11 protein-coding genes are annotated in these 15,441 nt (G+C 68.3%); 10 read left to right on the top strand and 1 reads right to left on the bottom strand.

Features of this window, described 5'->3' with window-relative positions; all coding sequences use genetic code 11:
* The first annotated feature begins 16 nt into the window (after positions 1–16).
* Genes ACLARN_RS09490 through ACLARN_RS09460 form a run of 7 tightly spaced genes read left to right on the top strand, consistent with a single transcriptional unit; the run spans position 17 to position 9,007 of the window.
* Entirely contained in the window at positions 17–1,267 is a 1,251-nt protein-coding gene (locus ACLARN_RS09490) for an ABC transporter substrate-binding protein (RefSeq protein WP_409490938.1), read from the top strand.
* Positions 1,264–2,913 carry a thiamine pyrophosphate-dependent enzyme gene (locus ACLARN_RS09485; protein WP_409490937.1) on the top strand — a complete coding sequence of 550 codons (1,650 nt, stop codon included), beginning with the start codon at positions 1,264–1,266 and terminating at the stop codon, positions 2,911–2,913. Before ACLARN_RS09490 ends, ACLARN_RS09485 begins: the two co-directional genes overlap by 4 nt.
* A gap of 5 nt (positions 2,914–2,918) precedes the next feature.
* On the top strand, positions 2,919–4,334 hold the full coding sequence (locus ACLARN_RS09480; RefSeq protein ID WP_409490936.1) for an FAD-binding oxidoreductase: 1,416 nt from the start codon (positions 2,919–2,921) through the stop codon (positions 4,332–4,334).
* On the top strand, positions 4,331–5,650 hold the full coding sequence (locus ACLARN_RS09475; protein ID WP_409490935.1) for an APC family permease: 1,320 nt from the start codon (positions 4,331–4,333) through the stop codon (positions 5,648–5,650). Before ACLARN_RS09480 ends, ACLARN_RS09475 begins: the two co-directional genes overlap by 4 nt.
* Positions 5,640–6,818, top strand: a complete 1,179-nt coding sequence (locus tag ACLARN_RS09470; RefSeq protein ID WP_409490934.1) for a pyridoxal phosphate-dependent aminotransferase — start codon at positions 5,640–5,642, stop codon at positions 6,816–6,818. Before ACLARN_RS09475 ends, ACLARN_RS09470 begins: the two co-directional genes overlap by 11 nt.
* Complete coding sequence (locus ACLARN_RS09465; RefSeq protein WP_409490933.1) at positions 6,815–7,564, top strand: SDR family NAD(P)-dependent oxidoreductase; 750 nt, start codon at positions 6,815–6,817, stop codon at positions 7,562–7,564. Before ACLARN_RS09470 ends, ACLARN_RS09465 begins: the two co-directional genes overlap by 4 nt.
* A 54-nt stretch (positions 7,565–7,618) precedes the next feature.
* A complete protein-coding gene (locus ACLARN_RS09460) occupies positions 7,619–9,007 on the top strand; it encodes a cystathionine beta-synthase (protein WP_409490932.1) in 1,389 nt (462 codons plus the stop codon).
* A 373-nt stretch (positions 9,008–9,380) separates the two neighbouring features.
* On the opposite strand, the gene ACLARN_RS09455 is transcribed toward ACLARN_RS09460, so the two are convergent.
* The gene (locus ACLARN_RS09455) at positions 9,381–10,802 is read right to left on the bottom strand and encodes an AMP-binding protein (protein ID WP_409490931.1); all 1,422 of its coding nucleotides are present in this window, start codon (positions 10,800–10,802) and stop codon (positions 9,381–9,383) included.
* 531 nt (positions 10,803–11,333) lie between these two features.
* On the opposite strand from ACLARN_RS09455, the gene ACLARN_RS09450 reads away from it, so the two are divergent.
* The 3 genes from ACLARN_RS09450 (at position 11,334) to ACLARN_RS09440 (ending at position 15,397) form a co-directional block, all read left to right on the top strand.
* On the top strand, positions 11,334–13,376 hold the full coding sequence (locus ACLARN_RS09450; RefSeq protein WP_409490930.1) for an MDR family MFS transporter: 2,043 nt from the start codon (positions 11,334–11,336) through the stop codon (positions 13,374–13,376).
* A gap of 294 nt (positions 13,377–13,670) precedes the next feature.
* Positions 13,671–14,633 (top strand): GlxA family transcriptional regulator, encoded by a 963-nt coding sequence (locus ACLARN_RS09445; protein WP_409491016.1) that lies wholly within the window; start codon positions 13,671–13,673, stop codon positions 14,631–14,633.
* Positions 14,634–14,653: 20 nt separating this feature from the next.
* On the top strand, positions 14,654–15,397 hold the full coding sequence (locus ACLARN_RS09440) for a DJ-1/PfpI family protein (protein WP_409490929.1): 744 nt from the start codon (positions 14,654–14,656) through the stop codon (positions 15,395–15,397).
* Positions 15,398–15,441 lie beyond the last annotated feature (44 nt).

Here is a 15,441-nt window from a genome sequence, read left to right as displayed (position 1 = left end):
GCAACGAAGGAGCACCATGACCACCGCCGATATCGCCACGCCGTCCGACCATGCCGCCCGGGCGCACGCCCTTGTCGACGCCCACAACTCGACCCTCCGCGGGACCGCGATGCCGGTCGGCGTGCTGACTCCGCTGACGCTGCCAGGAGACCCGACGGCTGGCGAACTGGTGGTACGGGGCGCCGTGCTCGGTGCCCGCTATGTCAGCGAGAACCCCAGCCAGTTCTCGGGCAGGCAGGTGCGCCTGCTGCTGGAGAACGATCAGCAGACCGCGCACGTCGAGCACATGTCGCGCTCGGCGGCGGGCGGAATGGCCAAGCTGGTCCTGCTCGACGAGGTCAGCGCGGTCGTCGGGCAGTGGCACCTGCGCACCACGCCGGTCGTCGCCGATCTGGCCGAACGGCTGGGCGTGCCGACGTTCATCGAGAACGGCCACAACACCGTCACCACCGGCCGCAAGCAGCTGTTCCGCACCTATTTCTCGATCGCCGACCGCGCGCCGCTGATGGCGGGCTTCGCCGAGTCGCGGGGCTGGAAGCGGGTCGCGGTGATCGCGGCCGACACGGTGTTCGGACAGAGCCTCGCGGACACGGTCATCGAGGTTTTCCTCGACACCATCCCGGGGCTGGAGGTGTTCCGTGCCGACTTCGAGCAGGACGGCGTCACCGATCTCGACGCCCCGCTGTCCGAGGCCGCCGATTTCGCGCCGGATGTGCTGATCAACGCGGGAGTGGTGCGCACCAACTACATGGTGGTCGAATCGGCCCGCCGTTGCGGATTGCTGCCGAAGATCCCGATGATGGCCTGCTTCCCGTTCCCGATGCGTTCGACGGACTACTGGAAGCTGGCCGGTGACGCCGGTGCGGGTGTCACCTGGCCCGCGACGCGGTTCAGCCCCGACTGGCCCGGTCTCACGCCGATCGGCCGCTGGTTCGCCGAAACGCACCGGACGGAATTCGGCAGTTACCCGGCGGACAACGCGCTCAACGCGTTCACCGACATCACCGTGCTGGCCCAGGCCGCGGCGCTCGCCGGATCCAGCTCGCGGTCCTCGCTGCACGCCGCACTCGAATCGGGCAGTTTCCGCACCTGGCGTGGACAGGTGCGATTCGGGCCGTCGACGGGAACCGGTCACCACAACAGCCCGGAGATCGCGCTCATGCACTATCAGAATGTCGGCGACAGCGTGGACAAAGCCGTCGTGGTCTGGCCACCGGAACAAGCGACGGGCGAATTCCGGCACCCGTCGCTGACGAACACCCCATGAGCACGACCGCGCCACCCACGATCGTCTCCGCGCTGTGCACCTGGCTGGCCACCGAACTCGGCTGCGCCGAACTGTTCACCGTGCCGGGCGAGGCGTTCCTGCCGTTGCTGGCGCACGCCGGGGAGCACGATCTCACCACCGTCGCGGTACGGCACGAGGCCGGTGCCGGCTTTATGGCCCTCGCCACGTGCCGACTCACCGGCAGGCCCGCGGCGGTCGCGGTGAACCGCGCGCCCGGCGCCTGCAACGTCGCGATCGCGGTCGACGCCGCGGCGGCCGCGCGGGTGCCGATGGTCGTCGTGGTCGGCGACATCGACCACGGCGCCGACCCGCGCCTGGCGTTTCAGCCGAGTGACCCGCACGGCATGTTCGGCGCTCACGCCGAGGTCATCACCATCACCCCCGATGGTCTCGGCGAGCAGCTACGCCGCGCGCGCCTGGCGCTGACCGGGCCGCCGGTACGGCCGGTCGTGCTGGTGGTGGCCGAGGATCTGTGGGGAGCCGAAACCAGCCCAGATTTCTTGCCGTCGCAGGGAAATACCCTCGAATCCGCGGCCGCTTCGCAACGGGTTCTCGCTGCTCTGCGCCTCGCTCGGCGGCCGGTGTTCGTACTCGGCGATCAACTCCGCCTATCCCGTTCGGACAAACCTGCCCACGAACTGGTCCGTGAGCTGGCGGCGACGGGTGCGGCGCCGGTGCTGCTCGGGAACAAGCAGCAGGATCTGCTCGACAATCACGCCGCGGCCTATGGCGGCCACGTACACCTCGGCAGTCCGGCCGCCCTGCGGCAGCGGCTCGCCGAGGCCGATCTGGTCGTGCTGCTCGGCCAGCTGCCGGACGAGGTGTGCACCGGCGGATGGCAAGGCGTGCCGATGATCGTCGTGCATCCCGAGGAACCGTCCGTCCCGGACGAATGGCACCGCGCGGACGCCTGCGCGGTGCTCGGCGAACTCCTCGACGCCGGCCTGCCGACCGGTCACCTCGAACCGGGCTGGACCGAGGGATGGCGCGCGCAGGCGAACGCCTACGCGATGGCCACCAGCACGCCGTATCCGGATGGCCTCGACTTCGCCACCGTCATCAGCGCGCTGGACGGCGAACTGCGCAGTCCGGCGATCGTCACCCTCGACGCGGGCAACTTCTCCAGCTGGGTGCACCGGTACCTGCGGGTGGGAGAGGACCGATGGCTGGTGGCGCTGGAGAACGGCGCGATGGGTTTCGGCGTGCCCGCCGCCGTCGCCGCACTCCGCGCGGCACCCGATCGCACGGTGATCGCGGTGGTCGGCGACGGAGGACTGCTGATGACCGGGAACGAGCTGGCCACGGCCATGGCCTCGGGCCGGTGCCCGATCGTCGTCGTCGCGGACAACAGCTCCTACGGGACGATCCATCAGCACGGCCTGCGGAAGTTCCCGGACCGGGACTGCGCGACCGGCCTGCGCACGCCGGACCTGGTCTCGTGGGCGAGCGCGTTCGGCATGCCGGCCGAACGGGTCGAGCAGCCGGGCGACGTCCTGCCCGCGGTGCGCCGGGCGCTCGCGGCCGGGCCAGAAGGTTACCTGCTGCACGTCTCCACGAGCCTCGCCGCGGGCCACGCCAACACCGTTCCGGCAAGGGAAACCGCTACCGCACAAGAGAAAGCGTGAGCGCCATGCCGACGCACGATGAGCAGTCCGCCGCCGTCCACCACGAGAAGCTCGCGGACATCGTCGGCCAGGCCAACGTGCTCAGCGGCGAAGACGTTCCGGCAAGGCATGTCCAGGACCTCTGGGGCAGCGATCGGGTCGGGCAGGCCGAGCTCGTCGTCCGCCCGGCCACCGCGCGGCAGGTCGCGCAGGTGCTCGAGTTCTGCCACGCGCACCACCAGCCCGTGGTGGTGCAGGGCGGGATGACCGGGCTGGTATCCGGCGGCGTGCCCGCGCGGACGGAGGTCGTGCTGTCCACCGAGCTGCTCACCGGGATGCGGGTGGACGTCGCGGCGCAGACGCTGGTCGCACAGGCGGGTGCGGTGCTCGGCGACGCCCAACGGCTGGCCCGCGAGCACGGGCTCACCGTGCCGATCGATCTCGCGTCGAGGGACAGCGCGACACTCGGCGGTTGTGTCGCGCAGAACGCGGGCGGGGTCAACGTCGTCCGCCATGGCATGACCCGCAGGCATGTCCGGTCGCTCGAGGTGGCGTTCGCCGACGGCCGCCTGACGACGCTGTCCACCCCGCTGGTCAAGGACAACGCGGGCATGGACCTCAAGCAGCTGTTCATCGGCAGCGAAGGAGTGCTCGGCGTGGTCACCTCGGTGACCCTGGCACTGGAACCGGCGATGCCCGCACGAGCGGGCGCCTTCTGCGCGGTGCGCGACGTCGATGCCGCGCTCGCACTGCTGACCACCCTGCGACAGACCATGGCGGGCGCGGTCACCGCCTTCGAAGTCATGTGGTCCGATGCCTACGAGGTCCTCGACGGCACCGGCCTGCGGCTGCCGCTCCCGTTCGGCTACCCGCTCTACGTGCTCGTGGAATGCGAGGGCACCGACACCGGGGAGTTGTCCGCCAAGCTCGTCGACTGCCTTGCCCGGCTCGACGATCGGCTACTGGACACCGCGGTCGCCGGCACCGCGGCCGAACTGGCGCCGTTGTGGGCGGCGCGTGAGCGCATTCCGAGTGAAGTGCTGCGGATGCAGCCGCTGTTCGGCTTCGACGTGAGCCTGCCTGCCACCCGGCTGGAGGACGCGATCGCGCGGATGCGCGCCAAGGTCACCGAACGATGGCCTGCCGCCAAGCTGCTGGTCTTCGGCCACCTGGGTGACGACAACGTGCACATCGCCGTCGCGACCGGGGAACGCGACCGGAACCGCAAACCCGAGGTCGAGCACATCGTGTACGGCGTGGTCGCGGACGACGGCGGGTCCATCTCCGCCGAGCACGGCGTCGGATTCGAGAAACGCGACTACCTGTCCTACACCAGATCGGCCGACGAGATAGGAATGATGCGGCAGCTGAAACATTTGTTTGATCCCCGTGGGATCCTCAACCGAGGCCGATTGATCACCTGGGGTGAGGAGAATGTGTGAGTCAAGAACAAGGCACGGCAGGCGCCACGTCCGCTGGTCTGACCCGTCGTCAGGCCATTCCGCTGGCGATCGGATCGGTGGCGGGCGCCGGAATCCTGTTCCTCCCGTCCGCGGTCTACGTCGAGGCAGGCTCGAACGTCCTGATCGTGTGGGTCACGTCGGTGCTGCTCTGCGTGCCGATGCTGCTGATGTTCGAGGACATGGTGCGGACCAACCCGGCAGGCGACGGGATCGAAGCCTTCGTGCGCATCGGCCTCGGCGACGCGCTCGCCCGCTGTGTCCCGGCCATGTTCCTGGCGCTGGTGGTCGTGGGGCTGCCGGCGGGATCACTCGTCGCGGGCAGGTACGTCAGCCAGGCCTTCGGCTCTGGACCCGCGCTGGTGATCACCGCGGCGGCCGTGCTGCTGCTGGCGCTCGGCTTCAATCTGGCGGGTGTCCGGACGAGCAACCGGGTCCAGCAGATCGGCACCTGGGCGCTGATCGCGATGGCCGTCGTCCTGCTCGTCTCGGCGTTGTCCCGGGTCCGGTACGGCGTCGAGACGGTGATTCCGGACAGCACCGTGTTGAACGTGCTGCTGCCCACCGTCGTGCTGGCGTTCTGGGCGTTCGCGGGGTTCGAGAACCTCACCTTCCTCAGCCGCGAATTCCGGAACCCGAAACGCGATTTCCTTCCGGTGAGCGTCATCGCCTTGACGGTGTACGGCGTGTTCACCATTCTGCTGACCCTCGCGATCGCGTTCCGGATCCCGCTGAACGAGGTGGACGAGGTCACCGGCCTGCTTCAGCTCGCCGGCGATCTGGAGCCCCGGCGGGTCGCGCTGATCGCGGTCACCGTGATCGCGTTCGGTTCGATGGTGCTCAACGCCGTGTCCTGGGTGTGGGGCCTGTCGAAGCTGATCGTCGACGCGTCGAGCCGCTCGCTGCTGCCCGTCCGGTTCGCGGTGACCGATTCCGCCGGGACTCCACGCCGTGCGCTGGCGCTGCTGGCGGCGTTGTTCACGGTCGTGCTGGCGGTGCTGGCCATCTTCCCGGCCATCGTCGTGGACGCGCTGGCGACGGCGAGCGCCATCTTCATCCTGATGTACGCGCTGTGCATCCTCTCCTACCTGCGCGTCCGCGGCCTGACCGTTCGCTCCGGGCTCAACGCCATCCTGCTGGTGGTCATGGTGCTCAGCCTGATCCAGTCCGGCTGGCGCAGCCTTTACGGCCTGGTGACGTTGCTCGCCGCACTGGCGATCCACCTGTATCTGGGACGACGAAAGACAACGAAACAAGCAGCGCGGACCGAGAACCGGGAGTCTGGTGATGGCCTCTAGCCCCACCTCCAACGAGAACGCTGGGCAGCGGGAATCCATTTTCATCACGCTGTCCAGAAAGGCGGCCGAGCACGGTTCGCTGAATCTGGCGCAGGGCGTTTTCGATCACGGGCCGCCTGCCGCCGTGCTCGACGCGCTGAGCCGGATCGGCGGTGGCGTCGAGCATCAGTACGCGCCGAGTGCGGGCCACCCCGTACTCCGCGCGGCGCTCGCCGGGAGTATCGCCGATCTGGAGAACACCGTGGTGGACCCGGAAACCGAGATCACCGTGACGGCAGGCGCGACAGAGGCGATCTTCTGCGCACTGACCGCGCTGCTGGTGGACGGCGGGGAGGTGGTGCTGCTCGAACCCGCGTATGAGCAGTACCGCCCGGTGATCGAGGCGGCGGGCGGCACGATCCGTTCCGTCGCCTTGCCCACCCCGGAGAGCAGGCTCGAACTCGCGCAGCTGGCGTCGGTGTGCGGCAGCCGGACGAAGGCGATCGTGGTCAACAGCCCGTGGAATCCCTGGGGCCGCGCGCTCGAGGAGTCGGAGTGGGCGGCGATAGCGGCGATGTCGGCCGAACACGGCATCGTCGTGGTCTCGGACGAAACCTACGAGCAGCTCATGCTCGACGGCACGAACCATCGCGGCGTGCTCGAGGCGGTCGCCGACCCGGAACTCCGCATCAAGATCTCGTCCGCGTCGAAGACGCTCGCGGTGACCGGCTGGCGGATCGGCTGGGCTGTCGCCGGACCAGGCCTCACCCGGCGTATCCGGGCCCGCCATCAGTTCGTGACGTTCTGCCCAGCCGTTCCACTGCAACTCGCGGTGGCCGATGTTCTGTCCGGTGGTGGATTCCCCGCCCTCAAGCGGAACGTCACCGGCGATCTGCGGGAACGGGTACACGAATTCACCGGTGCGCTCGACGGGATGGGACTCCGGACATATCTGCCGACCGCCACCTTCTACGTCGTCGCGGACGTCGGTACCGACGCCAACGACTGGTGCCTGCGGATGCTGCCGGACAACGGTGTCGCCGCGCTGCCGGTCGCGGCGTTCTTCGCCGGCGACCCATCCGAGGAGACGAGCAGGCTGGTGCGGTTCGCGTTGTGCAAGTCGGCGCCGATGCTGGCCGAGGCGATCGCCCGGTTGCGGGCCCGCACCGTCGTGCAGGCGGCGTCATGACCGCGACTCCCACCAGCGGACCGATGCACGGCCGCGTCGCGCTGGTCACGGGCGGCTTCGGAGCGCTCGGCACCGCGATCGCCGATCGGTTGTCCGCCGCCGGCGCGATCGTCGTCCGTTCCGGCAGGAACCCTGGTGAAGGCGGGTCGGCGCACGACGTGACCAGCCCTCAGTCGTGGGCGTCGGTCGTCGACCGGATCGTCGACGAGCACGGGCACCTGGACGTACTGGTGAATTCGGCAGGCGCGCTGGGAGGAACCGACCAGACGGTGCTCACCGCGACACCCGGGCAATGGCATGAACTGTTCGACACGCACGTGATCGGCAGCTGGCTCGGCTGCCGCGAGATCATCGCGCGGACGCCACGGAATCCGGTGAGCATCGTCAACATCGGCTCGACGGCCGGGGCGAACGCGACACCGGGAATGATCGCCTACGGGGCGGCGAAAGCCGCGGTCGCACACCTCACCACGTCCGTGGCACTCCATTGCGCCAGGGCCGGCCTTTCCGTGCGGTGCAACGCGGTCGCGCCGGCGCTCGTGGACGGCGGCGTGCGTGACGACGTGCTCGGCACCATCTCCCCGGCAGCCGATCAGGCTCTCGCGGCTTATCTCTCCCGTGTCCCCACCGGCAGACTCGTGCGGCCGGAAGAGGTCGCCGAAACGGTCTTCTTTCTGGCGGGGGCGGAACCACAGGCATTGACCGGGCAGATTCTCACCGTCGCAGGCGGACTTGGTCTTGCCTGATCGAACCGTCACCGCGATCCCATCGCGGACCGTGGCAGAAAGAGAGTGTCGAAAGTGCACTATGCCGAGCACGTCACCGAATTGATAGGCGACACCCCACTGGTCAGAATCGGCCCGAGAAGCGAAGACGCGCCACTACTGCTGGCGAAAGTCGAATACTTCAACCCGGGTGGCAGCGTCAAGGATCGTATCGCCGCCAGGATGATCGACGCCGCCGAGCGTTCCGGTGCGCTGCGGCCCGGCGGCACGATTGTCGAGCCGACGTCGGGGAACACCGGCGTCGGGCTCGCGCTGATCGCGCAGCGCCGCGGCTACCGGTGTGTCTTCGTCTGCCCGGACAAGGTCTCCCAGGACAAACGTGACGTGCTCGCCGCCTATGGCGCCGAGGTGGTCGTCTGCCCGACCGCGGTGCCACCGGACCATCCCGATTCCTACTACAGCACGTCGGCCCGTCTCGCCGCCGAACTGCCGAACGCCTGGGCACCGAATCAATATGCCAATCTGGAAAACCCCCGCAGTCATTATGAGGTGACCGGGCCGGAACTGTGGGAGCAGACCGAAGGACGCATAACACATTTCGTCGCGGGTATCGGAACGGGCGGTACGATTTCCGGAGTCGGCCGCTACCTCAAGGAAAAGTCCGGCGGGAAGGTCGAAATCATCGGCGCGGATCCCGAGGGATCGGTGTATTCCGGCGGCGCGGGCCGCCCTTACCTGGTGGAAGGTGTCGGCGAGGACATCTGGCCGGAGACCTATGACCGCGACATCTGCGACGACATCCTGATGGTGTCCGACGCCGAATCGTTCACCATGACCCGGCGGCTCGCTCGTGAGGAAGGCCTCCTGGTCGGCGGATCGAGCGGAATGGTCGCCGCGGCGGCCGCTCGTGTCGTGGCGCGGGCTCCCTCCGACGGTCTCATCGTGGCGTTGTTCCCCGACGGTGGGCGTGGGTACCTGTCCAAGATCTTCAATGAAGGCTGGATGTCGCGACACGGTTTCGGGAGTACTTCCGCGTCCACCGACGACTCCATCGCGCACGTCTTGAAGGCCAGGGGCGACGCCATCCCAGGCCTCGTCCACGCGAGCCCGGACCAGACCCTGGCCGAGGCCGTCGAGCTGATGCGCCGATACGAGATCTCCCAGCTCGCCGTCGCCAACGGGCAAGCACCGCTGATGGCGGGCGAGATCACCGGTTCGGTCTGCGAACGGAATCTCCTCGAATCCGTCTTCGCCGGGAAAGCCGCGCTGTCCGACCCGGTCGGCATGCACCTCGATCCCCCGCTGCCGACGGTCGGTGTGAGTGAGCCCATCGACTCGGCCATGACGATTCTCCGGCAAGCGGACGCGACACTCGTCCTCGCCGACGGCAAACCCATCGGCATCGTCGGACGTCAGGACGTCCTCGCCTACCTCAACCAGGGATCGGCGAACCAGGTGCTGTGACCAGGCGCTGGTGTCGCGTGATCCTGCAGGTCTTACACGTGACTGGACGGCGATCTCGCGTGACTGGAGGGACGACACACCCGCGGCCGGATTCCGCCGAGTGCCATCCGTCCAAACACGCGAGATCTCCGCCTGATCACGCGTAACCGCCGTCTGATCACGCGACACCAGGCACCCTCGAATGGATGGCGCTGGTGTCACCGCACGGCATCGGGCGCACGTGGTCCGGCCGGACCACGTGCGCGTTTTTGTCATCAGGTGTCTCTCCGGTGGTGGCCACAGCTTCCCCGCCGACGGCGATGACCGGGCGGGCCCGGCCCGTCGGTAACCGGCCTCGTTCACCCTCCGCCGCAGTCATCGGCGTGCCCCTCGGTCAGGCGATGTGACGATCGTGTCCCGTCCAGAACGGCGCGCGTAACGCCCGCTTGTCGACCTTGCCGATCGCGGTCAGCGGCAACGCGTTGATGAAGTCCACATCGGACGGTACGAAATGCTCACGTCCGAAGAATTCCCTGACGTGCGCCCGAATCTCGTCGGCCGACAGCGCGCCTGAAGAAACCGGCACGACCACGGCGTGCACCCGTTCCCCCTCGCCTCCTTCACCCGGGACACCGAATACGGCCACCGAACGGACCAGCGGATGCCGCGCGAGCGCGTTTTCGACCACGGTCGAGAATACCTTCGTGCCGTGCTCGCCAGTGATGATGACGTCGTTCGCGCGGTCCAGCAGGTACAGATACCCCTCGTCGTCGAACCGGCCGAGATCGCCTGTCCGCAACCATCCGTCCCCGATCGGCGGTGCACCGTGGTAACCGTCCATCATGGACAGTCCGCGCACCAGGACCTCGCCGTCGCTGATCCGCGCCTCCATACCCGGCACGATCCGGCCCACGGATTCGAGCCGCTCCGGCCGGCCGTCGAGTTCCGCCGCGGAGATGCTCGCGATCATCGGCGCCTCGGTGAGCCCGTAGCCCTGCCCGACCACCGGCCCGAACACGTCGAGCGCCTGACGCAGCCGTCGCGGCGGAAGCGGCGCGGCCCCCAGCGAAAGCTGCCGCACGCTGTCGACATCGGTCGACGCCATGGCCGGGTGATCGAGCACCGCCGCCAACCGCGCGGGCGTGAGCGACAGTGAGGTGATCCGGTGTTCCGTGATCGCGTCCAGTACCGCGCCCGCGTCGAAGCCCTTCTGCAGCACCACGCTTTCCCGCCGCAGGATCGCCCCCAGCACGGTGGCGTTCCCGGTCATATGCGTCATCGGCGCGATCAGCAGCGTGCGCCCCGGCCCCGCCGGATCCGGCGCGAAGATATGCGCCATCCCGTCATAGATCCCGCTGTGCCGGATGAGTTTCGGCGCCCCGGTGGTTCCCCCGGTGGGAAAGATGACGGTGACCGACGCCGGCAGTGTGGACGGCTCGGTACCTTCGCGGGCCATGAGTTCGTCGAGCGCGATCACCCGGGTGTCACCGCCGGGCCACCCTGTCACCTGATCGGTCACCAGCGTCGTGACCCCGGCCGCCGACACCGCCGCGAGCCGATCCGGCAGGCTCGCCGAAGCGGCGACGAGCAGGACCGTGGAACCCCGGAGTTGTGCGGCGACTTGCAGGAGAACGGTCTCCGGTCGGTTGCCCACGTCGATGGCGACAACCCCTCCCTCGGCCAACCCCGCGTACAACCGGAACAGCAGGTCGAGCGCCTGCTCGTAGCTGGTCACCTGGTCATCCTGCACGAACAGCGCTTCGTCACCGGCGGCCCGCAGCACACCCAGCACCCGGGTCAGGAACAGACTTTCCACAGCCCGGACCCTAACCCAGTGTCAGGGCCGCTCCTGGAGCACTGCCCCTCGGCCTCCACGATCACCTGCCATACCTCAAACTCCAGCTGTGCGGGCTGCGACGGTAAGGCGGGTGAAATGGGCAGAATTCTGTCAACACTCCGGCGAGAGCGCCGGTTGAGTCATTGCTGCACGCGGGGGCGTGCGTGGCGATTCGGGTTATTGAGGGCGGACGTGGCGGCGATTGAGGGACTGTGTGAGTGACACGGTCCGTTCGGCCGCATGGCCGCATCCGCGATAGGCAACATCACCCATCTACCCGTGGGTCAGACTGGGCGCTTACCCAACGACCACGGCATCGGTGTCGTCGATACGAGGGACGACCTCGAGCACTCCGAGGTCTCCGCGCATCCGGCGGTCGAACTGGATCTCATTGCTGCGCACGGTCTCATTCTCCCAGAGACCGCCCGCGGATCACCGGAACGAGTGATCGTCCACAGTGGAGCAGCCCACCTCGGGCACCTAGGTTTGAGCCTGAGGCAAGGAGGTTCGATGGCCACGATCGTGGACGCCGTCCGGCCGGGTGGCGCCCCGCCCGAGCTGAGCCGCAAGCAGGTGAACGCGATCTTCGCTGCGGTCCTGCTCGGCATGCTGCTCGCCGCGCTGGACCAGACGATCGTGGGTACCGCGTTGCCGACGATCGTCGGCGATCTCGGTGGCGGCGGGCATCTGTCGTGGGTGATCACCTCCTACCTGCTCGCCGAGACGATCATGACCGCCGTCGTGGGGAAGCTCGGTGACCTGTTCGGCCGGAAGCTGATGTTCCAGCTGTCGGTGATCGTGTTCACCGGCGGGTCGTTCTTCTGCGGGTTCGCGGACGACATGATCTGGCTGATCGTGGCGCGGGCCGTCCAGGGCCTGGGCGCGGGCGGCCTGATGGTCACGGCGACGGCGCTCGTGGCCGACGTGGTGCCGCTGCGTGAACGCGGCAAGTACCAGGGTGTCCTCGGTTCGGTCTTCGGCGTCGTCACGGTGCTCGGCCCGATGCTGGGCGGGCTGTTCGTGGACCATCTGTCGTGGCGATGGGCGTTCTACGTCAACATCCCCGTGGCGGTGCTCGTCCTGATCGTGACGGCGAGCGTGATGCCGTCGGTCAAGGCGGTCGCCAAACCGGTGATCGACTACCTCGGCATCGCGCTGATCGGGCTCGCCGCGACCGGTCTCACCCTCGTCACCAGCTGGGGAGGCACGCAATACGCCTGGGACTCGCCGACGATCATCGGGATGTCGATCGGCTCGGTGGTCCTGCTGGTGTTGTTCGTCTTCGCGGAGAAACGGGCGAAGGAACCGACTCTGCCGATGCGGCTGTTCCGGAATCCGGTGTTCACGGTGTCGGCGGTCCTGAGTTTCGTCGTCGGGTTCGCGATGCTCGGCGCGCTGTCGTACCTGCCGACCTACCTGCAGTACGTGCACGGGATCTCGGCGACCGATTCGGGTGTCCGGATGCTGCCGATGGTGATCGCACTCCTGGTGGCGGGCGTCATCGCGGGCAACCTGGTCGGCAAAACGGGGCGGTACAAGATTTTCCCGATCCTCGGCGGGGCCGGGCTGACGCTCGGCCTGTACCTGCTTTCCCGGCTGACGCCGACGAGCGGGTTCTGGGAGATGTCGCTCTACTTCGCCGTGCTCGGTTTGGGGATCGGGCTGAGCATGCAGGTTCTCGTCATCGTCGTGCAGAACACCGCCGACTACCGTGACCTGGGTGTGGCGACGTCCGGGGTGACGTTCCTCCGGTCCATGGGCTCCTCGTTCGGCGCGGCGATCTTCGGCACCATCTACGCCAACCAGCTTGCGCCGAACATGGCGAAGGCGACCGCGGAACACCCGCTGCCGCCAGGGGTCGACCCGCGGATCGTGCAGGTCCCGAGCGGGCTGCACCAACTGCCCGAATCGGTGTCACTCCCCTACGTCCAGGCTTACAGCGATTCCCTGCACTCGGTGTTCCTCTACGCCTCGCCGGTCGGGCTCGTGGCCCTGGTGCTGGCGTTCTTCCTCAAAGAGGTTCCGCTGCGCGACACCGCGCGCGCCGGCGCACAGGACATCGGCGACGGCTTCGCGATGCCGGACCCGAGCGACCGCGACCAGGATCTCGAACGCGCGGTCGGCAGGCTGCTGGCCCGCGAAGGGCGGGCCGCGACGGCGAGGATCGCGGCCAGGTCCGGCTGTGAGCTGGACCGCGGCGGGCTGTGGTGCGTGGGACAGGTGCGGCTGCGGGAACGGCGGGACAAGCCGACGTCGCTGACGGCGATCGGCGAGCGTCACGGCATCCCACCCGAGGTCTTCGAACCGGCCTTCGCGAAGCTGGAACTGACCGGGCACCTCACCTATCGGCGCGGCGGCTGGGCGACGACCGAGGCGGGCCGGGCCGAACTCGGCAAGCTCATCCAAGCCTGGAAGGACTGGCTCGCCGAACGGCTCCAGGACTGGGGCACGGAGGGCCACGAAGACCTGTACGCGGCGCTGGAGCGGGTCGCGAACCGCATCCTCGACCAGGCGGCCGACGACGTCCCTCGCGGGAAGCACGCCGCCGTCTAGTGCCTCGAGTCCGATGTTCGTGTCGTAAGTACGCGGGTAAGCACGGTGGCCCCGTTCGTCGAACTCGCGTGCTCAGAGCCGTGACTCGCGTGCTTGGAGGCGGATCTCGCGTACTGGAAGGCCGAACTCGCGAGATCCGCTTCTGAGCACGTGAGATACGGCTCTGAGCACGTGATTGCGGGGTTTGATCCGACGCACGAACTCAGAGCACTAGACCTCGCAAGTGACGCCGCCGCGGATCGGTTTGGTGAGACGATTCTCCGTGTGGGAGCTGAAGCGGAACCGGCGCGCCGAGTGGTGATCGTCGCGTTCGACGACGCACAGATCATCGATGTGGCCTGCCCCAGCGGGGCGTTGGAGATCGCGAACTCGCACGGCGCCGCACCGCCTTATGTCGTCGAACTGGCCACGGTTCACGGGCGGACGACGCGGAGTTCGTCGGGGATCATGCTCGCCGGCGCCCGGCGGCTGGCCGAGGTGTCCGGGCGGATGGACACGATGCTCGTGGTCGGGGGCGCGGGGACGGATGCGGCCGCGGCGGACGAGCGCTTGCTGACGCAGGTGCGGCGGCTGGCCGGACGAAGCCGGCGGGTCGCCTCGGTGTGCACGGGTGCGTTCGTGCTGGCGGCCGCCGGTTTGCTCGACAACCGGCGGGTCACCACGCATTGGGGATACGGCAAGCTGCTCGCCACGGCTTTTCCCGCGGTGACAGTGGATTCCGCCCCGCTCTACATCCGTGACGGCAACGTCTTCACCTCGGCGGGGGTCGTCAGTGCGCTGGATCTCACGCTCGCGCTGATCGAAGACGACCACGGTCCGACACTGGCCCGCGAGGTCGCCCGCGAGCTGGTGACCTATCTGCACCGCCCGGCCGATCAGGCACAGATCAGCACGTTCCTGGCCGCCCCGCCGCCTGGCAACCGGGTCGTGCGGGATCTGCTGGGATACATCACCGCGCATCTCGCCGAAGACCTGAGCCCGTCGGCGCTGGCGGCGCGGGCCGGGGTCACCGCCCGGCACCTCAACCGGTTGTTCACCGCACATTTGGGCAGCACCCCGGCTAGAACCGTGCGGATGGCCAGGACCGAAGCCGCCGCCCATCTGGTGCGGTCCACCGCGTTGCCGCTCTCCGCGGTCGCGCGGCGATGCGGGTTCGCCTCGGCGGAAACCCTGCGAACGGCGTTCCGCCACCACTATGGGCTCACCGGGGACACGCTTCGCAGGATGACGGACATGCCACGCCCGATCGGCGCTTGAGCGCCCCAGAATTTCGTGGCATGAACAGTGCGAAGACCACGCGCAGAACAGTACTGACCGGCGTCGCGGCGGCCGCGGCGTTCGGCCTCGCCACCGGTCCGGCTCAGGCGGAGACCAACGGTTTGAAGATCGGCATGCTGCTCTACGACGGCTTCAGCCTGCTTGATCCGACCGGCCCGGCCGAGGTGTTGTCCCGGCTGCCCGACGCGACCGTGACGATGATCGCCCAACACCGCGGCCCGGTGCGCACGGACACCCGGGATGTCGCGGTGCTGGCGGAACGGTCGGTGGCCGAGGTGAACCGTCTGGACGTGCTGCTGGTTCCGGGTGCGGGTAGCCGCGGCACGCTCGCCGCCATGGAGAACCCGGTACTGCTCGACTGGATCCGCCGCATCCACCGGCACACGACATGGACCACGTCGGTGTGCACCGGAACGCTGATCCTCGGCGCGGCAGGCTTGCTCCGCGACCGGGCCACCACGTACTGGGCCTCGGCGGACTACCTGGAGAAGACCTTCGGCGTGCGCTATGTGCCCGAGCGGTACGTTCAGGTCGGCAAGGTCATCACCGCGGCAGGCGTATCCGCCGGTATCGACCTCGCTCTCTATCTCGCGTCCCTTCTGACCGACGAGGAGACCGCCCGCGGTATCCAGCTCGCCGTCGAATACGACCCGCAACCGCCGTTCGACTCGGGAAATGCCGCGACGGCGAGTCCGGAACTCAAAGCCCTCGCGCTGAAACTGCTCGCTGATTCGCAGGAGTAGCACGAAAGTCCGTAGCCTGGTTCCTGACGCGGCTGTCTCGGGGG

The organism is Amycolatopsis sp. cmx-11-12 (assembly GCF_046269425.1).
In the GTDB taxonomy this organism is placed as follows: Bacteria; Actinomycetota; Actinomycetes; order Mycobacteriales; family Pseudonocardiaceae; genus Amycolatopsis.
This window is presented reverse-complemented; position numbering and strand designations above follow the sequence as displayed.